This window comes from Methylotenera sp. (assembly GCF_029946165.1).
Lineage (GTDB): Bacteria > Pseudomonadota > Gammaproteobacteria > Burkholderiales > Methylophilaceae > Methylotenera.
On the sequence record NZ_JAQSDZ010000010.1, the window covers coordinates 156,944 to 180,325 of the forward strand.

23 protein-coding genes are annotated in these 23,382 nt (G+C 42.2%); 18 read left to right on the forward strand and 5 right to left on the reverse strand.

The annotated features are described in order from the left end of the window. Positions 1-21 precede the first annotated feature (21 nt). Genes soxZ through PSV17_RS07290 form a run of 3 tightly spaced genes read right to left on the reverse strand, consistent with a single transcriptional unit; the run spans position 22 to position 2,298 of the window. Positions 22-336 carry a thiosulfate oxidation carrier complex protein SoxZ gene (gene soxZ / locus PSV17_RS07280; RefSeq protein ID WP_300481069.1) on the reverse strand — a complete coding sequence of 105 codons (315 nt, stop codon included), beginning with the start codon at positions 334-336 and terminating at the stop codon, positions 22-24. Between the two features lie 8 nt (positions 337-344). Next, complete coding sequence (gene soxY / locus PSV17_RS07285; RefSeq protein ID WP_300481071.1) at positions 345-788, reverse strand: thiosulfate oxidation carrier protein SoxY; 444 nt, start codon at positions 786-788, stop codon at positions 345-347. 10 nt (positions 789-798) lie between these two features. After that, complete coding sequence (locus PSV17_RS07290) at positions 799-2,298, reverse strand: M48 family metalloprotease (RefSeq protein WP_300481073.1); 1,500 nt, start codon at positions 2,296-2,298, stop codon at positions 799-801. 74 nt (positions 2,299-2,372) lie between these two features. Here PSV17_RS07290 and moaC point away from each other — a divergent pair, with 74 nt between their 5' ends. Further along, complete coding sequence (moaC, locus tag PSV17_RS07295; RefSeq protein ID WP_300481075.1) at positions 2,373-2,861, forward strand: cyclic pyranopterin monophosphate synthase MoaC; 489 nt, start codon at positions 2,373-2,375, stop codon at positions 2,859-2,861. Positions 2,862-2,902: 41 nt separating this feature from the next. Further along, on the forward strand, positions 2,903-4,222 hold the full coding sequence (locus PSV17_RS07300) for a hypothetical protein (RefSeq protein WP_300481076.1): 1,320 nt from the start codon (positions 2,903-2,905) through the stop codon (positions 4,220-4,222). Positions 4,223-4,562: 340 nt separating this feature from the next. On the opposite strand, the gene PSV17_RS07305 is transcribed toward PSV17_RS07300, so the two are convergent. Continuing rightward, entirely contained in the window at positions 4,563-5,645 is a 1,083-nt protein-coding gene (locus PSV17_RS07305; protein ID WP_300481077.1) for an FAD-dependent oxidoreductase, read from the reverse strand. Positions 5,646-5,654: 9 nt separating this feature from the next. Beyond that, complete coding sequence (locus tag PSV17_RS07310; protein WP_300481078.1) at positions 5,655-7,640, reverse strand: monovalent cation:proton antiporter-2 (CPA2) family protein; 1,986 nt, start codon at positions 7,638-7,640, stop codon at positions 5,655-5,657. Between the two features lie 252 nt (positions 7,641-7,892). Here PSV17_RS07310 and PSV17_RS07315 point away from each other — a divergent pair, with 252 nt between their 5' ends. The 16 genes from PSV17_RS07315 (at position 7,893) to tmpT (ending at position 23,380) form a co-directional block, all read left to right on the forward strand. Continuing rightward, positions 7,893-8,897 (forward strand): KpsF/GutQ family sugar-phosphate isomerase, encoded by a 1,005-nt coding sequence (locus PSV17_RS07315; RefSeq protein WP_300481079.1) that lies wholly within the window; start codon positions 7,893-7,895, stop codon positions 8,895-8,897. 5 nt (positions 8,898-8,902) lie between these two features. Beyond that, positions 8,903-9,463: an HAD family hydrolase gene (locus tag PSV17_RS07320; protein WP_300481081.1), complete on the forward strand. Its 561-nt coding sequence runs from the start codon at positions 8,903-8,905 to the stop codon at positions 9,461-9,463. Then, positions 9,463-10,194, forward strand: a complete 732-nt coding sequence (gene lptC, locus PSV17_RS07325) for an LPS export ABC transporter periplasmic protein LptC (RefSeq protein ID WP_300481083.1) — start codon at positions 9,463-9,465, stop codon at positions 10,192-10,194. Before PSV17_RS07320 ends, lptC begins: the two co-directional genes overlap by 1 nt. A 21-nt stretch (positions 10,195-10,215) precedes the next feature. Then, positions 10,216-10,815: a lipopolysaccharide transport periplasmic protein LptA gene (gene lptA, locus PSV17_RS07330; RefSeq protein ID WP_300481086.1), complete on the forward strand. Its 600-nt coding sequence runs from the start codon at positions 10,216-10,218 to the stop codon at positions 10,813-10,815. 69 nt (positions 10,816-10,884) lie between these two features. Continuing rightward, a complete protein-coding gene (lptB, locus tag PSV17_RS07335; RefSeq protein WP_300481089.1) occupies positions 10,885-11,607 on the forward strand; it encodes an LPS export ABC transporter ATP-binding protein in 723 nt (240 codons plus the stop codon). Further along, positions 11,604-13,187 carry an RNA polymerase factor sigma-54 gene (locus tag PSV17_RS07340; protein WP_300481091.1) on the forward strand — a complete coding sequence of 528 codons (1,584 nt, stop codon included), beginning with the start codon at positions 11,604-11,606 and terminating at the stop codon, positions 13,185-13,187. Before lptB ends, PSV17_RS07340 begins: the two co-directional genes overlap by 4 nt. A gap of 214 nt (positions 13,188-13,401) precedes the next feature. Continuing rightward, positions 13,402-13,728, forward strand: a complete 327-nt coding sequence (raiA, locus tag PSV17_RS07345) for a ribosome-associated translation inhibitor RaiA (protein ID WP_300481094.1) — start codon at positions 13,402-13,404, stop codon at positions 13,726-13,728. Between the two features lie 26 nt (positions 13,729-13,754). Next, positions 13,755-14,705, forward strand: coding sequence for an HPr(Ser) kinase/phosphatase (hprK, locus tag PSV17_RS07350; RefSeq protein WP_300481096.1), 951 nt, complete (start codon positions 13,755-13,757; stop codon positions 14,703-14,705). Between the two features lie 4 nt (positions 14,706-14,709). Next, a complete protein-coding gene (rapZ, locus tag PSV17_RS07355; RefSeq protein WP_300481097.1) occupies positions 14,710-15,576 on the forward strand; it encodes an RNase adapter RapZ in 867 nt (288 codons plus the stop codon). Positions 15,577-15,726: 150 nt separating this feature from the next. Next, on the forward strand, positions 15,727-16,140 hold the full coding sequence (locus PSV17_RS07360) for a PTS fructose transporter subunit IIA (RefSeq protein WP_300481099.1): 414 nt from the start codon (positions 15,727-15,729) through the stop codon (positions 16,138-16,140). Between the two features lie 74 nt (positions 16,141-16,214). Continuing rightward, on the forward strand, positions 16,215-16,484 hold the full coding sequence (locus tag PSV17_RS07365) for an HPr family phosphocarrier protein (RefSeq protein ID WP_300481102.1): 270 nt from the start codon (positions 16,215-16,217) through the stop codon (positions 16,482-16,484). A 45-nt stretch (positions 16,485-16,529) separates the two neighbouring features. Beyond that, complete coding sequence (gene ptsP, locus PSV17_RS07370) at positions 16,530-18,305, forward strand: phosphoenolpyruvate--protein phosphotransferase (RefSeq protein WP_300481103.1); 1,776 nt, start codon at positions 16,530-16,532, stop codon at positions 18,303-18,305. Between the two features lie 43 nt (positions 18,306-18,348). Continuing rightward, a complete protein-coding gene (locus tag PSV17_RS07375) occupies positions 18,349-18,717 on the forward strand; it encodes a DUF4870 domain-containing protein (RefSeq protein WP_300481104.1) in 369 nt (122 codons plus the stop codon). 20 nt (positions 18,718-18,737) lie between these two features. Next, a complete protein-coding gene (locus tag PSV17_RS07380; protein ID WP_300481105.1) occupies positions 18,738-20,783 on the forward strand; it encodes a M3 family metallopeptidase in 2,046 nt (681 codons plus the stop codon). Positions 20,784-20,792: 9 nt separating this feature from the next. Beyond that, positions 20,793-22,742, forward strand: a complete 1,950-nt coding sequence (locus PSV17_RS07385) for an RNA-binding domain-containing protein (protein ID WP_300481106.1) — start codon at positions 20,793-20,795, stop codon at positions 22,740-22,742. Further along, positions 22,742-23,380: a thiopurine S-methyltransferase gene (gene tmpT, locus PSV17_RS07390; RefSeq protein WP_300481109.1), complete on the forward strand. Its 639-nt coding sequence runs from the start codon at positions 22,742-22,744 to the stop codon at positions 23,378-23,380. Before PSV17_RS07385 ends, tmpT begins: the two co-directional genes overlap by 1 nt. The last annotated feature ends 2 nt before the right edge of the window (positions 23,381-23,382 follow it).

Below are 23,382 nucleotides of genomic sequence, written 5' to 3' on the forward strand. Positions count from 1 at the left end.
CATATTTGAATATTAAACTTATTAAGTGACAGTAATATTTTGTGTAGCTGTTTCGCCTAAGTTATCATGCCAAGTCACTTCAATTGTGTCTCCAGTTTTTGCGCCAGACAATCTAAACGTTAGATATGGATTTTTTGAAATGCCCGTTCCCCATTGCGCTTCCAACACCGTTTTGCCATTTAAGGTGGCAGTCACTAATTGAACAAAATGCGCAGGGATCAATCGATCAAAGTCATCTTTTTTGCGGCCAGTTTCCATGGGGTGACTCATAAGCACTTTCACCTCGGTAACATCGCCTTTTAACTGGGCGCGCATTTTCATGTTATCTGATGCCATAGAAATCCTTAGCCGCAACCATTCTCTAATACAACCACATTTTTAGCATTCATGAAATATTCATTGCCGGCTTTCACAACTACTTTAACATCTGAAGTTTCCGCCATTTTGATACGCGTCACCACAAAGGGCTCGGCGCCATTGCTAAATTTGAAATGTGCGATGAGTGGGGTGGGATTTTTTTCTACAAAAATAGAAATCGTTTCAGTGTTAAGAATATTGCTTTTGACTTCAACCTGAACAATTGCACCATTTTCAGCTTTATCTGGTACGGTAATCAAAATATCTTGGCTAAGCTTTTCGCCGTTAACTTCTAAATTCTTTTCGGCTTCATTTAACTGAGTAGTTTCAAACGCAGCCTTATTCCATATAGCGGCTAAGGCATTCTTAGGTAGAATAAAAGCCAAAGTAAACGCACCAAATACGAGCTTAACGAAATCTCTACGTTGCATTTTTAACCTTTTAACCTTTTTTCACATCGCTTTGCATACGGCGCAATTCAGTAAGCCGCGCTTCAACGATAGATTTTTGATAAAAATCCCCATCATTTGCTTTTACCGCTAACTCCATTTGCTCAATTGCCCGCACAAGATCATACTTTCTAAAATAAGACTCACCTTGGGCTTGATAGCTCAGCAAAAGTTTATTCTGCATAGTATAGGCTTTTGCCAATACATCGTAAAACTGCGCATCATTGGGATATAAACCTTGCTTCTCTTTAATCAGTTTAATCGCGCTATCGGCTTGTTTAATCGCTAAAAAGTGGTCTGCGTATCCGTAAATTAATGCCCGATTATCTGGGTATAATTTAAGTGCTGCCGCATATTGTTTTGCTGCTTGCTGTGGATTGTTTTCTAGCACCTGCATACGTGCGCTTATATTTTCTATCATGGCATGCGACGGGGCATTTTTTTTCAGCCAAGCAACCTCTTTCTCGGCTTGCGGCAAAGCATTTTTACGCAGATATGCGACTGCTAACCCGTAATGCTCTGCCGCTTCATTGCTATATTTATGCTCATTAATATTTTGTTTAAATACTTCAATATTAGTGTCTGCCGAACCATTGTTGGCAATGATTTTTGCCCGCACAAATTGAAACTCAACACTATCTGGCACTTGTCGGTAAGTCATTTGTGAAACGCGATTTTCGACATCGGCGATACGTTCTCCAGTTAGCGGATGGGTACGTAAAAAGCTAGGCGCACCACCTTCTGCAAAACGAGTACCGCGCTGCAGAGTGGTAAAAAATGCGGGCATTGCGCGCACATCGAAACCGCCACTATCTAAAATTTGTAAGCCTACGCGGTCTGCCTCACGCTCATGGTCACGCGTGTAATCTAATTGGTTTTGTACTCCAACAGCCGCAGACGTTGTTAGCGCACCGCTCGCTAATTGTGGATTAGCGCGCGCGACCAGCAATGCTAAGGCAATGCCCGCTATATTTTTAAACATGTCATATTTTTGTGAAGCCAACATGCGTGCCATATGGTGCTGTGTCACATGACCAATCTCATGACCTAATACACTCGCAAGTTCAGATTCAGTATTGGTAGCTAATATTAACCCTGTATGCACGCCCACCACGCCACCAGGCATGGCAAAAGCATTGATTGAGCTATCCTTCACCACAAAAAAGTTAAATTTTTGCTGCTTATCACTGCTGGCAGAAACCAATCGATTGCCCAGATTATTCAGATAATCGATAATTTCTACGTCTTGCACCACCTCGTCACTGGTCGATACCTCGCGCATAATCTGCTCACCAATGCGCCTTTCATCAAGCGGTGTTAACACAGTTTGCGAAACATCACCTAGCTCAGGCAGACTCAAATCAAAGCTTCTAGGCGCTTCGTAAGGCTTGCCAGTTAACACAGCTTCGCCGTAAGCTTGCGCCCGCAAATTGGAGGCTAACGTGCCGTTTGTTATCAGCAAAATTGCAATTACAATAGTTTTTAATTTCATTATTGTTATGATAGCTACTTTACCGAGCTAGTTCAGCAGGAATCATAAAAATAATAGATCTTGGAAAGCAAAAAATGACCAACGCAGCAAACATCCTCACCCATTTTGACAACAGTGGCCAAGCGCACATGGTCGATGTTGGCGACAAAGCACACACCAAGCGAATTGCTATTGCCAGCGGAAAAATTACCATGCAAGCCAGTACCTTAGCACTGATTAAAAGTGGTGATTCAAAAAAAGGTGATGTACTCGGCATTGCAAGAATTGCCGCGATTCAAGGCTCAAAACGCACCTCTGATTTAATTCCTCTGTGCCACCCGATTAGCTTAACAAAAGTAGCTGTCACCTTTGAAATAGACGATAAAAATACATCTGTCATATGCACTGCCACTACAGAGACCACAGGTCAAACGGGGGTGGAAATGGAAGCGCTTGCGGCTGTAAGCGTGGGCTTACTGACGATATATGATATGTGCAAAGCTGTAGATAGAGGCATGACAATAAGCAGCATTAAGCTATTGGAAAAACATGGCGGCAAGTCTGGAGATTGGGTGGCTAAATAAGTTTAAAAGGCTAAGCTGACGAATACAGTCATTAGAAAATCATGATAACAAAAACTATAAATCTAAAAATCATACTTAAGCGAACGCTCTATACCATTTTATCAATATTGTTACTCTTGATAACTTGGATAGCTTTCGCTATTTACCATGATGAATCACCAGATATTGGAAGAGATGAGTTTTACGCTCTTAATCCTGAAAATATACCTGACAGTCAGAATATTGCAGTTGCATTATCAGGTCTAAATGCGCCAATAGGTGCGGATGTTATTGAACACGGGCAATTTGTAATTGGCACCTATGAGCATTCGTTAAACAACTTCATCGCTAAACTAACAGTCGAAAATACAGGTGAACTGTCATTTGTAGGTGATTCAAATGAGTTTGACTGCTGGTCTGATTTTCCAGTTGAAAAAAAGAAAGGCAACTATATTAGTGAAGATCGCGTTAAATTCTTGTTACTTCAGAACAAAGTCTTACTAGACCGTTACAGCAGCTTATTTAATATGCCAGATTGGCGCGGTATGAGTAGTCATGGGCAAATTCATTACAGCGGTCAAACACTTATCAATTTGAATAAACTGCTTGCTGAGGAAATTAAGCTCAATATTCAAACTGGTAATTCTGAAGCGGCTTATAGCAAGTGGCTAGCAAACCATCACTTTATAAGTCATATCTTGAAGCAAGATACAACAGCAATAGAGCACGCTGTTTTTTTAGTGTTAGACGGAATAAATTTATATTCACTAGAAAATTTACTTTTCAAATCTCCCGAAATAGGGATTAAACATTTTGAGGAACTACAAGTAGTTCTTAAACCAACCAATATAGAAAGATATAACTTGGCTGGCATGCTCAGGGCTGATTATAATTTCTTCAACATAGAGTTTTTAAAAAAACAAAATCAAACCACTGTTTTTCATCGTGAATTTATTCGTAACAGAATTTATCGCGCGCAAGTAGACTTGTTAAATAGAGCACAAAAACCACCAGCTACATTCAGTGCAAGTAGGCATGAACTGAATGAAAAGTATGGCGAAACAACCAATATATTTGCTTATAATTGGCTAGACCCATTTAACAGCTTTCTTGCCATGAGACTAACAAGTGGCTTTGCAAAAAACTTGTATTTGATTGGTTCTATGCATGCTAAAAATGCGTTGATTAATTCACTTAACTTAAGCGTTCAAATTAAGCAGAAAAAAATATCTCCAGCAAAAATTCAGGAATTTTTAAATCAAGCAGGCAAACAATACGATTGCCCATTTACTAATCAGCCTATGCAGTTTGATGCCCAAAACAATATATTGTTTTGTGACATCCCAGAATCAAAAACTCGCGTTGCTGAGGTTAGGCTTTAACTAAATAGCACTAGCTACAAACTTCTGGTCTATTTAACGTCACTAGATTCCGACTTTCGTCGGAATGACGGGGTTTGAGATTAACTAAGCCCTCGTGAAAATCCAATGCGTTTTGATCCCCTGCTTTCGCGCCTGTTCTGTTCAGCTTCATGGGAGTATTCGGCTAGCGGTTGTTTGAGCGTTAGCGAGTTTCCGATGGCCGCCCAGGAAGCTGAGCAGAACAGGAAATAAGCGGAAGGGGGTAGCCTTTTCTTTGGTTACTTTCTTTTGGCTAAGCAAAAGAAAGTAATTCGTGCGTCGCGCGAAAGCGACCTATTACAAGACTCAAGAACGCGCCCTGCTAATAACTACAATGGTAAGGCTCGGCATCTATCATCGGTTTTTCACCTAACATTAACGCCGTCACTAATTTCGCACTGGCTGGTGCCATGGTTAATCCGTATCTAAAATGACCAGTATTCAGGTAAAGATTTTCGATGGTTGGATGCGCTGAAATAGTCGGCAAGTTTTCTGGAGTACCTGGGCGTAAGCCACTCCAGTGTTTGAGTATGGCTTGATTCTTTAGTGCTGGCATAATGGCTTCGGCTTTTGCGCTAATCTCATTGCGTACTTCTTGCGTCACGGAGGTGTCGAAACCGACATCTTCTAAAGTGCTGCCAGCTAATAAATAGCCATCGCGACGTGGAATCATGTAGAAGCCTTCTCGATAGACAATTTGCTCAAGGTTTTTTTCTGGTTTATACAGCAGAATTTGCCCACGCATCGGTTTGATATTCAATTTTGCGCTAGTTTCTTTTAATAAATCAAAGCTCCACGCGCCTGATGTGACTATAAATTGATCTGCGCTGATAGTTTTGCCATCAATCGTTTGCCACTCATTTAACTTTTGCGTTTCTTTTAGCGGCACAAGTTCGGTGTGTTCTAGCATGGTGACTTTGTTTTGCTCTAACCATTTACGCATGGCTTGCATAAAGTATGGCGGGCGAATTTGGCATACAGTAGGTAACCATAACGCATCTTCGCCACTGAGCGATTGCACGCCAAATGCAGATGCTTTAACGGCTTGGGCTGGTACTTGGTTGTTAGCGCACCATGCAGTTGCTGCTTGGGTATCGAAGTTTGGCAGTAGCAGAAAGCCTGACTGCTCAAAGTCGGTATCAATGCCTGTTTCGCGCAATAAGCGTTGGCAAATTTCTGCATAAGACTTCGCCCCATAATTGGTAAGCGTATTTACAGCTTCAGAATAAAGCCAAGGCAAGAGCGGAAAAACAATGCCGCCGCCCGCCCAAGATGATTCACCAGATGTCTGGCTGGCGATTTGGTTCCGCTCTACGATAGTGACTTTGCAGCCACGACCGACCAACTCCATCGCGGTCATACAGCCAACAATACCACCACCTACAATTACTACATGTTTTGTCATAATTCCTGCTTATTTATTAGCTACTCGCCCTATTAACAAAGCATTCTGTGCGTTAGTTAAACCTGTTGGCTGACCAAGCAGAACGATCACATCGCCTTCTGCCAAGATGCTTTGCTCGCTAAGCTGAGAGCCATTTGAGTTTGGGCGACGTATAGATTTCACTTCTACCTCAAAATTTTCCAGATGCATATCAGCCAAGTTTCTACCAATGGCAAATGTACCTGGTGAAATAATTACAGAATGCAGCCGCACTTGTTGATTGTCTAACCCCTCATTTTCCACATCTGAAATACCGTGGAAGTAACCTTTAAATAATTTGTAGCGTTCTTCGCGGAAAATACGAATGCGCTTCACCACGCGATTTAATGGCACACCGAGTAGCATGAGCGCATGCGAAGCTAGCATTAAACTACCTTCTAAAATCTCAGGTACCACTTCAGCGGCACCAGCCGCTCTTAGCGTTTCCATATTGGTATCGTCCACTGTACGGACGATGACTGGTAATTGTGGGTAATTTTCTTGTACGATATGCAGAATCTTCATAGCGGCACGATTATCCGCATAACTAATCACCAAGGCTTTAGCTCGCGCACCGCCTGCCGCTTCTAATACAACGCGTCGCGCTGCATCCCCAAACATTACATTCTCCCCTGCGGTTGCCGCCTCCAGCACCCGAGCAGGATCAATATCTAAAGCAATATATGGGATGGCTTCTTCTCTTAAAAAGCGGGCAAGATACTGGCCACTCCGTCCATAGCCGCAAATAATCACGTGGTTATGTAAGTGCTTACCCGCATCATCAATATCCTGCACAACTTGCCCGCTATTGCGGCTATAGCTTTGCACCAACTTTCTGGCAATACGACCATTAAACTGAATAAGAAACGGCGCAATCACCATAGAAAGTAAGGAGGCAGCAAGTACCACTTGCAACGCTGGGCCACCGATAAGTTTTTGCTCTACACCTAGCGCCAAAATAACAAAACTAAATTCACCTGCCTGGGCAAGAATCAAACCAGTGCGAATCGCTACACCATTTTCGTACTTCACCAGTCTAACAACCAAAGTAACGATTGCGGCTTTGAGCATTATAAGTGCGATTAACACCAATAAAATCGCGCCAATATGATGGGATATTTGTTGCACATCTAGCAGCATGCCAACGCTGATAAAAAACAATCCTAAAAAGATGTCGCGGAACGCTGAAATGTCAGACTCCACTTGGTATCTAAATTTGGTTTCTGAAATTAACATCCCTGCGATAAAGGCCCCTAGGGCATAAGATAAACCCGCGAGCTTAGTCGCATACGCCAACAACAATGTGACCATTAATACGTTCATTACAAACAGTTCGCGTGAACGTTGACTAGCAACCAAATTAAACCACGGGTTAATTAACCATTTACCGATAGTAAATAAGAACAACAGCATGGCCGCCGCTTTTAACATCGCCAAACCAAGTACGTCTGTTAGATTAGTACCCGCCACGCCTAAAGCAGGAATAAGCACCAGAACTGGCACCACGGCAATGTCTTGAAATAGGAGTACGCCTATACTCAAGCGCCCATGACGTGAGTTTAAATCAACGCGTTCAGCTAAAATCTTTGAAACAATCGCCGTAGAAGACATAGTGATAGCCGCGCCCACAACAAATGCCGCAGACCAATCTAATCCCGCTAACTTGGCGATGCACATCACTACACCCAGTGTAATGAAAACTTGCGACCCACCTAAGCCGAGCACTTTCTTACGCATGGCATAAAGTTGAGGCAAGCTAAATTCAAGGCCGATACTGAACATTAGAAACACAATGCCGAACTCTGCAAACTCGCGATTAGCTTCGCTTTCTGTAAGTAAGCCAGAGGTATGCGGGCCAAGCATCACACCGACTAAGAAATAAGCCAACATCGCTGGCAAGCGCAGCCTGCGGAACAAGGCAACGGCTAATACAGCGCTGACAAGCAGAATTAAAATTAATGGTAAAGTTTCGTTCATCATGAGCTATAAATTGTAACTAGATATCAGTTAAGTTCTTTTGTTTTTTGTCAATTAAGTAGATACTAAAAAACCAGCTAGCAAAATCACATTAGCAAAATGTGTGCCTAAAACAATAGTATTTTGCTGGTTTTTGCAAAAATGTCATTTTTGAAGCTTATTTAGGCTTTATGTGTGACGATTTCCCTTTTATACTAACCGATAATTATGTCAATTTTCGAAAAATGCTATTAATTATGCAGCTTAAAATAAATGTCAGCACAAAGTAACCTATCAAAATCTGCAACTACTGAGCAAAACACACTAGCGCTGGCCCGTGATGTACTGCTATTAGAAGCCAGTGAAATCAATGCACTTGCTTTGAGGCTGGATGGACAATTTACGGATGCAGTCGCACTTATTCTACAATGCAAAGGACGCGTTGTAGTAAGTGGCATGGGCAAATCTGGCCATATTGGCGGCAAAATAGCCTCGACATTAGCTAGTACTGGTACGCCAGCATTTTTTATGCATCCTGCAGAAGCCAGCCATGGCGATTTAGGCATGATTACCACGGGCGACATTGTGATTGCGCTGTCAAATTCCGGTGAGAGCGATGAAATTCTCGCCATTGTGCCGCCGCTCAAAAGGTTAGGCGCAAGCATTATAGCTATTACAGGTAATGATTCATCCACTTTAGCAAAAGCCGCGGATATTCATTTAAGCGCACATGTCGCGAAAGAAGCTTGCCCACTTGGATTAGCGCCAACTTCGAGCACAACGGTTGCTCTGGCTTTAGGTGATGCGCTGGCGCTGTGCGTACTCGATCAGCGTGACTTTACCGCGGAAGATTTCGCGCGCTCTCACCCGGGCGGTAGCCTTGGTCGACGTTTACTAATTCATGTAAGTGACTTAATGCGCACTGGCGAACAAATTCCAAAAGTTGCTATCAATGCCAATCTTTCTGATGGTTTGTTAGAAATGACACGCAAGGGCTTAGGGCTTACCGCAATTGTTGATAGCATCAATATGCCGATTGGTATTTTTACCGATGGTGATTTACGCCGAGCGTTTGAGCAAAAGGTAGATGTTGCTATTTCTGGTATTAAAGACGTGATGCATCAAAATCCATTTACCATTCATCAAAGTAAATTAGCCATTGAAGCCGTTGAGATGATGGAGCAACGTAAAATCAACGCGTTGTTAGTTATTGATGATGCAGGCGTTTTAGTTGGTGCATTAAACATGCATGATCTTTTATTAGCGAAAGTAGTTTAAGTGTAATGAACATAAAGACGTTAAATACTGAGTTGCTGGCTCGTTTCAAAAATATTAAGTTATTAGTGCTTGATGTCGATGGTGTGATGACCAACGGCGGTCTGACCATAGGTGATGATGGTCAAGAATATAAGACTTTTCATGCGCATGACGGGCTTGGCATGAAGTTGCTTAAAGCCACAGGCGTTGAAATGGCGATTATTACAGGACGTACCTCCAACGTAGTAAAAAAACGTGCTGAAAGTACTGGCGTTGCGCATTTCTACCAAGGTGCAGAAGATAAATTAGCGGCGTTTAACGACTTAATGAGTAAAAGCGGTTTGCAAGCAAACCAATGTGCATTTATGGGCGATGATGTGGTGGATTTACCACCTATGCTTAAATGCGGCCTTGCACTTGCCGTACCAGATTCACCAGCTTTAGTACTGAAATATGCCCATTATGTCACCGCTAAATCAGGGGGTCACGGGGCGGTGCGTGAGGTTTGCGAACTCATTATGCAGGCGCAAGGTACGTTTGATTCACAAATGGCACAATTTTTAACGCAAGCAAGTATCTCCAACTAATGAGCTTGAGTAAACGTTCGGCAATTATTTTCCCGATAGTGATATTGTCGGTACTGGCATTGATTACCGCGTGGATTAATTATACGGTACAACCGCCACAAGCAAAGCTAGATGGTAGCAGCAGGCATGACCCAGATTATATCGTGAGTAATTTTGTGACTTCTCAAACCGATGTAAACGGTAAGTTGCGGTATAAACTAGCCGCAGCGGAAATGAGACATTTTCCTGATAATGACAGCACAGATTTACAGCGCCCTCGTTATACACAATTTAGTCTTGACAAGCCTTATACGCAAGTTGAGGCGTTACGTGGTTATGTTGCAAGCGATGGTGAACGAGTGCAGCTAGTTGAAAAAGTTAAAATTACTCGCCAAGCATTTGCTGGTAAAGGTGAAATGACGGTTGAAACAGAGTATCTTAACATTCTGCCCAATCAAGATTTAGTGCAAACCGATAAGCCAGTCGTAATAAAACAAGCGCCTAAAACTGTTATTTACGCCACGGGGATGGTGTATGAAAAGAATATCCGCACCATGACCCTATTGCATAAAGTACGTGCGCATTACGAAAAGCCGGCGACAATAAGCCAGAATGCTGCGGTACCAGAAGAAACGAAAATACCACAAAGTGAATTATCGCCACCAAGCGAAGAAAATAAAAAGACTACAAAAGCCACTGAAACTGCTAAGCAAAAGGCAGGTTCACCATTACAAAAATCTAATACGAATTAATGTACGAATTTGGGAGAAGCCATGATTAAAAAATTAACCAACAGACAGCATCACTTAATAATAAACTATGTTTTTCTAAGCTTAGCTTTGTTAAGCTGTTCCAACTTAGCGTTAGCTGAGTCGGCAGATAGAAATAAGCCAATTGATTTGGAAGCCGACTCCGTCAAAGTAGATGATGCCAAACAAATCAGCACTTATTCAGGTAATGTGATATTGACACAAGGCACTTTGATTATTCATGCGGATAAACTTATCGTGCGTGAGGACAGTGCGGGCTTTCAACACAGTACCTCATTGGGCAATCCAACGACATTTAAACAAAAGCGTGAAGGTAAGAACGAGTATATGGAAGGTAGCGCCCAACGTATTGAATATGATGGTCGCATGGATAAAATACAGTTATATACCAAAGCTTGGGTAAAACGTGGCGAGGATATTGTGCATGGTGACTACATCAGCTATGACGCTAATGCTGAATATGCTGAAGTCTTGGGCGGCACAAAAACAGTAGATGGAAAAACCACTAATGGCCGAGTGCACGCTATTATTCAACCAAAAAACAAAAAAACAACCGAGCCAGTTATTGATAATGCAAAGCCTGCTACTAAGCCAAGCAATTAACTACTGGCAATCCAAATGCTCAATCAAGTCATTGAGAAATATTAGATTATAGCTATTGTGAGTAAGCAAATGAGTGAACTGGTTGTAGAAAATTTACGTAAATCGTACAAAACGCGTACCGTCGTGCAGGATATCTCCTTGAGCGTCAAAAGTGGCGAGGTCGTGGGTTTACTTGGTCCAAATGGCGCAGGTAAAACTACCAGTTTTTACATGATAGTTGGCTTAGTAGCTCTAGATGATGGCCGCATCCTACTCGATGGCAAAGATTTAAGTCGCATGCCTATTCACATGCGCGCAAGAATGGGTTTGTCTTATTTGCCGCAAGAGCCTTCTATTTTTCGTAAACTCACCGTCTCTGAAAACATTCTTGCTGTATTAGAGTTGCAAGAGATGTCAGAAGATGACATGAACGAGAAATTAGAATCGTTACTTGAAGAGTTACATATTTCGCATATTCGTGACAGCGCTGCGGTGAGTTTATCTGGTGGTGAGCGACGCCGGGTTGAAATTGCACGCTGTTTAGCCTCTAACCCAAGCTTTATTTTGTTAGATGAACCATTTGCAGGGATTGACCCAATTGCTGTAATTGATATTCAAAAAATCATTCGCTTTTTGACGGCGCGCAATATCGGCGTGTTAATAACTGACCATAATGTGCGTGAAACCTTAGGCATTTGCGACCGTGCTTATATTGTTAATCAAGGTCATGTATTCGCATCAGGCCATCCCAACGAAATTGTTGAAAATGAAAGAGTGCGCGAAGTGTATCTAGGTAAAGATTTCCGTCTATGAAGCAAGGTTTACAACTTAGGTTTTCGCAAAACCTTTCACTAACGCCGCAGTTACAACAAGCGATTAAGCTATTGCAACTATCAACGTTAGAGCTTAATCAAGAAATTGATTTATTAATGCAAACCAATCCATTGCTAGAAAGAGGCGATGATGGTGAAGATGAATATGGCAACTCAACCGATAACAGTAATGATGAAGTTACTGTAAACACAACAAGCAATGATGGGAATGTGGTCGATACTACACAAGAATACGAAGCCAATAGCGATGCTGACTTTGAAAAAAACAGCACCGAGTTTACTGAAGTTAAAACAGAGCTAAGTCAGACCGAACCAACTGAATTTGATGCTAGCACCTCTGAATTTGAACAAAGTACCACTGATTTTTCTGCAGAGTTCAATGATGATTACGATGAATACTCAAACGGCAGCCTGTGGGATGAAAACAGCACGCCAGCAGATGATGATAGCGATTACAAACAACAAGACACCCTACAAATCGGCTTGCGTGAACATCTACTTTCACAACTAAAGCTCATGCAGTTATCAGAGCGCGACCAAACGCTCACGATGCTATTGGTAGATAGTATTAACGATGATGGCTATTTAGAAGCATCGCTCGAAGATATTGTAGAAGAGATGCCAGAAGAGCTTGAAATTGAAGTTTTAGAGCTACAAACTGCTCTACGTCATATTCAAAACTTAGATCCAGTTGGCGTTGGTGCACGTAACTTAAGTGAATGTCTGCTATTACAACTCGAATTGTTGCCGCCAATTACACCACATTTAGAACTAGCCAAATTGATGGCAAAACATTACTTAGCGGCGCTTGGCGCGCGCGACTTTGGCAAATTACGTAAAGAGCTAGGTTGTGATGAAGCCACTTTAAAATGTGTTCAACAAGTCATTACCAACTTAAACCCTCGCCCTGGTAGCGCCTTCAGCATTATTGGTTCGGAACATTACATTCAACATGAAGTCATCATAAAAAAAGTAAAAGGCATTTGGATTGCCAGCTTGAATGATGCTGTGATTCCTAAACTTAAAATTAACCAGCTTTACGCAGGCATTTTAAAACGCAATCGCGATAGTTCTAGCCAATATTTGCAAAGCCAAATGCAAGAGGCTAAGTGGATGATTAAAAACATTCAGCAGCGCTTTTCTACTATTCTACGAGTATCGCAAGCTATTACTGACCGCCAGCGTAACTTTTTGGAATACGGTGAAGTAGCGATGAAACCTTTAGTCTTGCGTGAAATTGCGGAAGAGCTTGAGCTACATGAATCAACCATTTCACGCGTCACCAACAACAAATACATGCTGACACCACGCGGGATTTTCGAGTTGAAATATTTTTTCGGTAGCTCAGTGGCAACCGATTCAGGCGGTACTTGCTCCGCCACTGCAATTCGCGCATTGATTAAGCAATTAATTGATCAGGAAAATCCTAAAAAACCTTACTCAGATAGCCAAATTACTGAGCTATTAGCCAAGCAAGGTATTGTTGTTGCACGCCGCACCATTGCAAAATATCGCGAGTCACTCAATATTGCTCCAGCTAGCCTGAGAAAATCTCTTTAGTTTTTTTAGCTGACCCGCTAAATGAAAGTATTCATTGCAATTGATTTAACAGAAGCATAAAAAATTCTCTATTCGCATGGCACAGACGTGAATTAAAGTAGTAAACTGAAATTGTTCGAAAAGTTAAGATCCTAACGCTAAGGTGCTAAATTTTTCACACACAGCAGCTTTTAGGAAATTCAAACTTTGAGAATATCTTAAAAAGGAGCAAGTCATGAATTTACAATTAACTGGTCATCATTTAGAAGTAACTCCTGCATTACGCGATTATGTCACAAGCAAATTAGGAAGAATTAGCAACCACTTTGATCACGTGATTGATGTCAAAGTCACCATGAGTGTAGAAAAACTTATCCAAAAGGTAGAGGCTACGCTGCATGTTCCTGGTAACGATTTACATGCTGCCTGTACAGACGATAATATGTACAGCGCAATTGATATGCTGACCGATAAGCTCGATCGACAAGTCGTAAAACACAAAGAAAAAAATGCCGATCATCACAAAACGAATGGCGCAGTTAAGCACCAAAGTATTGAATAATTTTTACACACATCTTGTAACTTAACATGGCTCAAATAAATGTAGCTGAGCTATTCAAACAAACCCGCCTTAAGCTCAAACTTAATTGGATTGCCGGACTTAACGGCGGGTCTAATTCCCTCACTAGCGAAACTGTTTCAAAGCCTTCTTTGGCCCTTATCGGGCATGTCAATTTTGTTCATCCGAATCGCGTACAAGTATTAGGTTGCGCTGAAATGGATTATTTGCGCAGCTTAAAAACGGATGAGGCAGATGGTGCAATTGCAAATCTATACTCCACTAACCTAGCCGCTGTGATTGTAGCTAATAGCGAACAAGTACCCGATAAACTGATTGAAGAAGCCAATAATCGCAATACGCCGCTATTCACTTCAACATTACCCAGCCCAGGGTTGATGGACATTCTGAACCATTTTCTGGCGCAAGCCGTTGCAGAATCAGTCAGCGCACATGGTGTATTTATGGAAGTGCAAGGCTTTGGCGCGCTCATTAAAGGTGAAGCTGCCATTGGTAAAAGTGAACTAGCTTTAGAACTCATTTCCCGCGGGCATCGATTAATTGCTGATGACATTGTGGATTTCTATCGCATTTCACCCGAACGTATCGAAGGTCGTTGTCCGCCTTTATTACAAGATTTTTTAGAAGTACGCGGCTTGGGTATTCTGAATATCCGCGCACTATTTGGCGATAATTCAGTCAAACCAACCAAGCCACTAGATTTGATTATTCAATTAGTCATGGCGGATAAACAATCGCCTGACCAACTCAACCGATTAAGCATTAAAAAACTGCATGAAGAAGTATTAGGGATGAAGATTGCTAAAGTGCAGATTCCCATCGCGGCTGGCCGCAACATAGCAGTGTTAGTAGAGGTCGCGATACGCAACCACATGCTATTATTACGGGGCATCAATGCGACTAAACAATTTACCCAACGCCAACAGCGTGAAATGAAAAAACAGCAATTAGTTAAATAACGCTATGAAACATCTCATTATCGTCACAGGGCTTTCAGGTTCTGGCAAGAGTATTGCGCTACATGCGCTGGAAGACAGTGGCTACTATTGTGTAGACAATTTACCAGCCACGATGTTGTCACAAATTGCAGCGCATTTACAGTCTGAAAATAAGCGACGAGATAATCCAATCACCACCAACTATGACCGCGTGGCTATTAGCATTGATAGCCGCAGCGTGGCCATTGAAACGCTGCCCGCTCACATTGAACAATTAAAGTCACAAGGCATTATTGCTCAAGTATTGTTTTTAGAATCTAATGTTGAAACACTTGTTAAACGATTTAGCGAAACGCGTCGCAAACACCCATTAAGCAAAGACACCACGACACTTGCTGAAAGCATTGCTGAAGAACGCGAATTGCTAGGCGATTTAGGTAAGCTAGGTCATGTGATTGATACGAGCTATATTAGCGCCAATAAATTAAGAGCATGGATAAAAGATGCAGTAGCCATTGAGAGCTCTGGCTTAACGCTACTCTTCACCTCATTTGGTTTTAAACATGGCATTCCATTAGATGCTGACTTTGTATTTGATATACGTTGCCTGCCTAACCCACATTACGATCCAAAATTAAAAGATTTAACTGGTTTAGATGCTGATGTTAAGTCGTTTTTAGAAGCTCAAGCTAACGTGCAGGACATGTTAAATGATATTAAAAATTACATTGAAAAATGGCTACCTTGTTTTGTATCAGACAACCGCAGTTATTTAACCGTGGCAATTGGTTGTACTGGCGGACAACACCGCTCAGTTTACTTTGTAGAGCAACTGACTAAATATTTTGCGCCTAAACAAAAAGTATTAACGCGGCACCGCGAATTAAAATAGAAATTTCGACGCGCCATTTTAAGATGCCGTTCTAAAATAATGTAGTCATTGATTAAAATTAAAACAAATCTAGAAAGTTAGTATTGAATCCCTGGGTTTCATTACCCCGATCTTAGTACTTAAGTTTTAGATAAATGGGTTGAGGTAAACATGATTGGAATTTTAATAATCGCGCATGGAAGTTTAGGTGAAAGCCTAAAAGAATGTGCTAAACACGTGATAGGCAATGAACCTCGGCAATTAGCTTTCTTAGCAGTTAACACTTCGGACGACCCAAGTGAGTTACTTCCTAAAGCTAAGGCATTGATACTAGAACTGAATCAAGGTGACGGCGTTCTAGTGCTGTCAGATATGTATGGTGCAACTCCTTGCAATATTGTTAGCAAACTACTCGTTCCAGGTAAGGTTGAAGGCGTAGCAGGCGTCAATATGCCAATGATAGTTCGCACCATGACTTACCGACATGAATCACTTATGGCATTGGTAGAAAAAGCTGTGAGTGGTGGGCGTGAAGGCGTTGTGCATTTTGATAGAGAGCGTTGTGACAGGTTTGTACCTTCGTAGTATTGAATCATAAGATTCATCTTAAAACGACCTCACAAGAACAATAAATAACAATATAACTGGGCTTATAAAGCATGATTAGCACTGAAGTAGAGATTATCAATAAATTAGGGCTGCACGCACGTGCATCAACTAAATTAACGCAAACTGCGAGTAAATTTGCATCCGAAATCTGGATAACTCGCAATGATCGCCGTGTGAATGCAAAAAGTATTATGGGCGTGATGATGTTAGCAGCCGCCAAAGGTTCTATTGTCAAACTAGAAGCCAGCGGTGCAGATGAGAAAGAAGCTATTGAAGGCTTAACAGCCTTGATTACGAATTTTTTTGGTGAAGGCGAGTAACTTTCATGAGAGTGCTAAAAGTGATTTCTAGCGAGGGAGATAACATTGACTAGTTTTAGCATTCATGGCGTAGGCGTTTCTAGCGGCATTGCGATTGGGCAAGCACATCTCATTTCTAATGCACTGTTAGAGGTCGTTCATTACCAGATTCCGCCACATTTGATTAAGGATGAAGTAAAGCGCTTTATCGATGCCATAGATACGGTTAAAGCGGATTTAGAAGCCATTAACGGAAGTTTGCGTAAAAATGCGCCTGCTGAAATAAGCGCTTTCATTGGTACCCATTTAATGATGTTGGCAGATAAGTCTTTATCTGAAGCGCCCATCAAAATAATCGAAAACGAGCGATGCAATGCCGAATGGGCAATCAAGCTGCAAATGGACGATATTGTCGAGCAGTTTGAGCAAATCGAAGATGAGTATTTGCGCGAACGTAAGCAAGATGTGATTCAAGTTGTTGAACGTGTCATTAAGGTGCTGCTTGGCCATCCTAGCCAATTAAGTACCGAGCAGAAAATCAGCGCCGCGAGTCAAGAACACAAGCTCATTTTAGTAGCGCACGATATTTCGCCCGCTGATGCTATTCAATTTAAACAACACGAATTTGCCGCTTTTATTACCGATGTTGGTGGCGTAACCTCGCACACGGCAATTTTAGCGCGTAGCCTTAATATACCTTCTATTGTTGCGCTGCAAAGAGCGCACGCTTTAATTCGCGATGGCGAGTTAATTATTGTAGATGGCAAACAAGGCGTGGTGATTGTTAATCCCGATGCCAGCATCTTAACTGAATACAAGTTGCGCCAAGAGCAGTGGGAACTGGAGCAACAAAAACTACAACGCATTAAATCGACTAAAGCGGTCACTTTAGATGGGGTGAATATTGAATTATTTGCCAACATTGAAGTGCCAGAAGATGTAGTCGCAGTCGCGGCATCAGGCGCTACGGGCATTGGCTTATACCGCACCGAATTCTTGTTTATGAATCGGCGTGAAATGCCTGATGAAGAAGAACAATTTATTGCGTATAAAACAGTGGCTGAAGCAATGAAAGGCGCAACTGTCATCATACGCACTTTGGATTTGGGCGCAGATAAACAAATGAATCCTGAAACGATAGTCACTTGCGCTAACCCAGCACTGGGTTTACGTGCTATTCGCTATTGTTTATCTGAACCGCAGATTTTTAATACGCAATTGCGCGCCCTATTGCGCGCCTCGCATTTTGGCAATATCAAAATATTAGTGCCTATGCTGTGTACGTTATCTGAGCTGCGCCAAACTAAACTATTGTTGGAGCGCGCCAAAATCAGCCTGCGCAAACAAAACATTCCGTTCAATGAAAATATCCCATTAGGCGGCATGATAGAAATCCCCGCAGCTGCGATTAATGCTGAAGCATTTGCCAACGAATTAGATTTCCTGTCTATCGGCACTAACGATTTGATCCAATACACATTAGCGATCGATCGCACCGATGATGCAGTTGCACACCTTTACAACCCATTGCATCCGTCAGTATTAAAACTCATTGCAATGACCATTAAAGCTGGTGAAAAGTTAGGCAAATCGGTTTCAGTGTGTGGCGAAATGGCGGGTGACGCAAGGTTAACCAAGCTATTGATTGGCATGGGCTTGCGTCAGCTTTCTATGCATCCATCACATATATTGAGTGTAAAACAACAAATATTGCATAGCCAATTGACCATGCTTAAAGCGGATGCCCGCAAAGTGCTGAACTTAACGGATTTGGAAAAAGTTGAACCATTAGTAGCCAAACTGAATCGAAATTCTGATTTAGGCCTTCATCTCAGTTCATAATTAACTACTTAAGAAAACTCATTTACTATCGAAAGGACTTTCCATGCCTACCGAAATTAATCATGAAGAACCCCTGGTCAACAACCAAAATCCTAGCAGTGACGATAAAAACATCGCCACAATTACCCATATAGGCGGCACTATTTTCTCTTTTGTGCCTGCGCTTATCGTGTGGATTCTTAAAAAAGATAACAATGCATACCTTGCCGACCAATCCAGAGAAGCGCTAAATTTCCAAGTCACCATGGTGCTGGCTTATATGGTCGCTGGTGTGCTTTCTTGGATACTCATCGGCTTGTTATTTTTTCCTGTTATTTGGGTGCTGAATATTGTTTTCTGCATTATCGCCGCCATCTCTACTAGCAAGGGCGAAAATTACCGCTATCCGTTTAGTCTACGTCTAATTAACTAATCTGTTTTAAGGAATAATCTGTGTCAAACCCATTGTTGCATCTTGCTGGCTTACCTAAATTTAATGAAGTTAAACCTGAACATGTCAGCCCAGCCATTGACAGCTTACTTACGGAAGGCCGCGCACTTGTTGAAAGCTTAGCTACCGCAACAGAAGCGCCAACATGGGAAAACTTTGCACTTAAGTTAGAAGACCATAGCGATAAAATCAGTCGCGCATGGAGCCAAGTCGGCCACATGAACGCTGTGGTGAATAGCCCAGAATTACGTGAAGCCTATAACGATAACTTAGCAAAGTTAACCGATTACGGCAGTGATATGTCGCAAGATGAACGATTGTACGCTAAGTATAAAGCCATACAAGCAAGTGCTGCGTTTGCCAGCTTAACGCCAACACAACAAAAAATTATTAACAACGAAGTACGTGATTTCAAACTAGGTGGTGCCGAGTTAGCAGAAGCGCAAAAAGCGCGCTTTAAAGCCGTGAGCGAAGAGCTTTCAAAATTAGGCTCAAAATTTGAAGAAAACATTCTAGATAACACCAATGACTTTGCGCATTACGTTGAAGACATTGCCGATTTAGCGGGTATACCAGCCGATGCGATTGAAGCCGCTGCTGAGGCTGCAAAAGCTGAAAGCAAAACTGGGTATAAATTTAGCCTGCAATTTCCTTCTTACATGCCCGTTTTGCAATACGGCGAAAACCGTGCTCTACGCGAAACGCTTTACCGCGCTTACGCGACTCGCGCTTCAGAATTTAGTAAGCCCGATGAAAATGGAAACATAAAGTGGGATAACACAAAACTTATCAGCGATATTTTGAAACTTAAGCAAGAAGAAGCGCAAACCTTAGGCTTTAAAAACTATGCTGAACTTTCGCTCGCTACCAAAATGGCAGACACCCCTGCACAAGTCACTGAGTTTTTAGATACGCTGGCAAAACGCGCTAAACCGTATGCTCTACGCGATATGCAAGAACTCACCGCCTATGCCAAAAAGCTTGGTATTGAAGACATGCAATCATGGGATGTCGGCTACGTTAGCGAAAAACTACGTGAAGATAAATACGCCTTCTCAGACCAAGAAGTGAAACAATACTTTCCTGAAAGTAAAGTACTGGAAGGTTTATTCAAAGTCACAGAAACTATTTTTGGCGTACAAGTACAAAAAGCCGAAGCTCCGCTTTGGCACGCAGACGCTGCGTTTTACCAAATTAATGATGCCGCAGGTAAGGCTATCGCCTACTTCTATTTAGACCTCTATGCCCGCAACAACAAACGTGGTGGCGCCTGGATGGATGAAGCGATTACCCGTCGCAAAAAAGCCGACGGCATTGAACTGCCAGTTGCGTTCTTAACCTGTAATTTCTCTGCGCCAGTTGGCGGTAAGCCAGCCTTATTCACGCACGATGAAGTTATCACCATGTTCCATGAATTTGGTCACGGCCTGCACCATATGCTCACGCAAGTGGATGAATACGGCGTTTCAGGTATCAAAGGTGTGGAATGGGATGCGGTTGAACTACCAAGCCAATTTATGGAAAACTTCTGCTGGGAATGGGAAGTGCTACGCCACATGACCGCCCACGTAGATACAGGCGCACAATTACCACGTGAATTATTCGACAAAATGGTCGCCGCTAAAAACTTTCAAGCAGGCATGCAAACCATGCGCCAAATTGAATTTTCACTGTTCGATATGCGCCTACACGGCGAGTTTGATCCTAATGGTAAACAAACCGCACTAGATTTAATCGAACAAATTCGTGACGAAGTGGCTGTGGTCAGACCACCAAAATGGAACCGCTTCCCCAACAGCTTTAGCCATATTTTTGCAGGTGGTTACGCCGCAGGCTACTACAGCTACAAATGGGCAGAAGTACTCTCTGCCGATGCTTACAGCCTGTTTGAAGAAATGGGCACACTCTCCGCTGAAGCTGGAAAGCTATTTAAAGATGAAGTACTAGCAAAAGGTGGTTCACGTCCTGCCATGGAGTCATTTGTAGCGTTTAGGGGCAGAGAACCTAGTATGGATGCGCTGTTACGGCATAATGGAATGAGCAGATAAGGAACTTAATTGATTGAATTTAATGACATTAATGATCTAGATTGGCTCTGTGAGTCCGTTATTGTTGAATGCAAGCTTGGTACAGGTCAAGATGGACGTGGCAAACTTCCTGATGATTTCTGGCCGACTTATAGTGCATTTGCTAATACACATGGAGGTTTGATCATACTTGGGGTCAAAGAGAAGCAAGGTAAGTTCGAACTAAAAGGCGTTCCAGATGCAGATCGCATCATTAAAGAGCTTTTTGATAATTTAAATAACAAACAAAAAGTGAGCATTAACCTCATTACGGATGCGATGGTTCGCAAGGTTAGCTTGCAAAACGGCGATGTTATCTTAATCGAAGTTCCTGTTGCCTCTCGTAAACAAAAACCTGTTTATCTTAATGGCAATCCAATGGGTGGCAATTCATTCAAACGCTTACATGAAGGAGATCGTAAATGTGATGATGAAGATGTGAAGCGTATGCTTACTGAACAAATTGAGGATGACCGTGATCAACGCATACTAAAGGGTTTCGGGTTAATTGATTTGGATGCAGAGAGTCTTCGGATATTTAGGCAATCTTTATATGACCGGAATCCAACGCATCCTTTTTTGGAACATCAAGATGCTAGTTTTCTACAACAAATAGGTGCATGGCGTAGAGATAGAAGTACAGGTGATGAGGGATTAACCTTAGCTGGTCTATTAATGTTTGGTCAATGGCATGCCATTCAGGCGGCTGTACCTCATTACTTTGTTGACTATCAAGAACGACCTGAAGCCCGCACAGAAAATAGATGGGTGGATAGAATATGCCCTGATGGCTCATGGTCTGGCAATGTATTTGACTTTTACCGCAGAGTGTATAGGAAAATTACATCCGACATCAAGATTCCTTTCGAATTAAAAGGGGACCAACGACGGGATGATACTCCTGTTCATGAGGCTCTCCGAGAGGCGTTGGTTAATACATTGGTTCATGCCGACTATAGTGGTCGACTTTCAATACTTGTGGTCAAACGTCCAGATATGTTTGGTTTTAGAAACCCTGGTGGATTACGCTTGCCGATTGAACAAGTTTTGCGTGGAGGTGAAAGTGATTGCCGCAATCGTTTAATGCACCAAATGTTTCTTATGATAGGTCTAGGGGAACGTGGTGGTTCTGGTGTTCCAAAAATATATAGTGGTTGGGGTAGTCAGCATTGGCGACCTCCCGCTTTATATCAAAAAGATGACCCAGAACAAACGTTGCTTGAATTGCGTATGCTAGATTTATTGCCTGAACCAGTTTTAGCGAAGCTGCGTGACAGATTTAAACAAAAATTTGATGCATTAAAAACTACAGAACGACTAGTTCTTGCAACAGCAGAAATTGAGCGTGTAGTGACGCATCAAAGATTACTCGAAATAAGTACTGATCACCCCCATGATTTATCTACATGCTTGCAGGGTTTAGTTCGTCAGGGATATTTGGAAACCAACGGTCGATCAGGAAAAGGAACTGTATACCACTTACCGGGAGAGAATTTACCAACACCAGATCAAGTATTTTCATATATAGGGAGCAGCTCCGAATATATGGTGAGCAGCTCCGAACATTTGAATCGTAGCTCCGAACATTTAACGACCCAGAAAGGGAACAGAAACTCTGATGGGTGTTGGATTAGTCCTTTATTAACAGTGCCAATAGTTGATGATATAGAGTCCCTATCACCTATACTTAAAAGCAAATTAGAAGGATTAACGAACCAAGCTAGAAATAACAAAAGATTAGCTTCAGATGAAATGAAAACATTGATTAGTAGTGTTTGTAGAGACCAGTTTCTAACACTGCATGTCCTCGCAAAACTACTCAATAGAAGCCCAGATGCTTTAAGACAACAGCATTTAAATGAAATGGTTCGTTCTCAACAGATTGGGCTTGCTTTCCCAGCCACACCCACGCACGAAAAACAAGCATATAGGTCGTTATAATGAAACACGATTTCTGGCACAGTAAATGGCAAAAAGACGAGATTGGTTTTCACTTAGCTGAAGCCAATCCATTATTGGTTAAACATTTTCCTGCGTTACAACTTGCGTCAAATAGCCGCATTTTTTTGCCTTTATGTGGCAAAACCTTAGACATTCATTGGTTGCTGGCGCAGGGCTACCAAGTGGTTGGGGCCGAGTTGAGCACTATTGCGGTTGAGGCTTTGTTTAGTGAGTTAAACCTTATGCCAACCATTACTCAAGTGGGTAGGTTGGTCCAGTATAGCGCGCCTAATATCACCCTATGGAATGGTGATATTTTTGAGATTAACCAAGCTTTACTCGGCAAGGTGGAGGCAGTGTACGACCGTGCTGCTTTGGTGGCGCTGCCTGAAGATATGCGCACAACCTACACCGAGCATTTAATGGCGCTCACAAACAAGGCACCCCAATTACTGATTTGCTTTGAGTATGACCAGTCTGTGCATGCGGGGCCGCCATTCTCAATTGGTGCGGATGAAGTAAAACAGCATTACCAAGCTGTTTATGACTTAACTTTGCTAGCAAGCGAGACCTTAGCCGATGGTTTGAAAGGTAAATACCCAGCTACAGAACAGGTTTGGTTGTTAAAGCCTGACTAAAC

Excerpts from the sequence above, each read along its gene's own strand:
- soxZ (WP_300481069.1), bottom strand. The coding sequence starts at position 336 with ATGGCATCAGATAACATGAAAATGCGCGCCCAGTTAAAAGGCGATGTT.
- soxY (WP_300481071.1), bottom strand. The coding sequence starts at position 788 with ATGCAACGTAGAGATTTCGTTAAGCTCGTATTTGGTGCGTTTACTTTG.
- PSV17_RS07290 (WP_300481073.1), bottom strand. The coding sequence starts at position 2,298 with ATGAAATTAAAAACTATTGTAATTGCAATTTTGCTGATAACAAACGGC.
- moaC (WP_300481075.1), top strand. The coding sequence starts at position 2,373 with ATGACCAACGCAGCAAACATCCTCACCCATTTTGACAACAGTGGCCAA.
- PSV17_RS07300 (WP_300481076.1), top strand. The coding sequence starts at position 2,903 with ATGATAACAAAAACTATAAATCTAAAAATCATACTTAAGCGAACGCTC.
- PSV17_RS07305 (WP_300481077.1), bottom strand. The coding sequence starts at position 5,645 with ATGACAAAACATGTAGTAATTGTAGGTGGTGGTATTGTTGGCTGTATG.
- PSV17_RS07310 (WP_300481078.1), bottom strand. The coding sequence starts at position 7,640 with ATGAACGAAACTTTACCATTAATTTTAATTCTGCTTGTCAGCGCTGTA.
- PSV17_RS07315 (WP_300481079.1), top strand. The coding sequence starts at position 7,893 with ATGTCAGCACAAAGTAACCTATCAAAATCTGCAACTACTGAGCAAAAC.
- PSV17_RS07320 (WP_300481081.1), top strand. The coding sequence starts at position 8,903 with ATGAACATAAAGACGTTAAATACTGAGTTGCTGGCTCGTTTCAAAAAT.
- lptC (WP_300481083.1), top strand. The coding sequence starts at position 9,463 with ATGAGCTTGAGTAAACGTTCGGCAATTATTTTCCCGATAGTGATATTG.
- lptA (WP_300481086.1), top strand. The coding sequence starts at position 10,216 with ATGATTAAAAAATTAACCAACAGACAGCATCACTTAATAATAAACTAT.
- lptB (WP_300481089.1), top strand. The coding sequence starts at position 10,885 with ATGAGTGAACTGGTTGTAGAAAATTTACGTAAATCGTACAAAACGCGT.
- PSV17_RS07340 (WP_300481091.1), top strand. The coding sequence starts at position 11,604 with ATGAAGCAAGGTTTACAACTTAGGTTTTCGCAAAACCTTTCACTAACG.
- raiA (WP_300481094.1), top strand. The coding sequence starts at position 13,402 with ATGAATTTACAATTAACTGGTCATCATTTAGAAGTAACTCCTGCATTA.
- hprK (WP_300481096.1), top strand. The coding sequence starts at position 13,755 with ATGGCTCAAATAAATGTAGCTGAGCTATTCAAACAAACCCGCCTTAAG.
- rapZ (WP_300481097.1), top strand. The coding sequence starts at position 14,710 with ATGAAACATCTCATTATCGTCACAGGGCTTTCAGGTTCTGGCAAGAGT.
- PSV17_RS07360 (WP_300481099.1), top strand. The coding sequence starts at position 15,727 with ATGATTGGAATTTTAATAATCGCGCATGGAAGTTTAGGTGAAAGCCTA.
- PSV17_RS07365 (WP_300481102.1), top strand. The coding sequence starts at position 16,215 with ATGATTAGCACTGAAGTAGAGATTATCAATAAATTAGGGCTGCACGCA.
- PSV17_RS07375 (WP_300481104.1), top strand. The coding sequence starts at position 18,349 with ATGCCTACCGAAATTAATCATGAAGAACCCCTGGTCAACAACCAAAAT.
- tmpT (WP_300481109.1), top strand. The coding sequence starts at position 22,742 with ATGAAACACGATTTCTGGCACAGTAAATGGCAAAAAGACGAGATTGGT.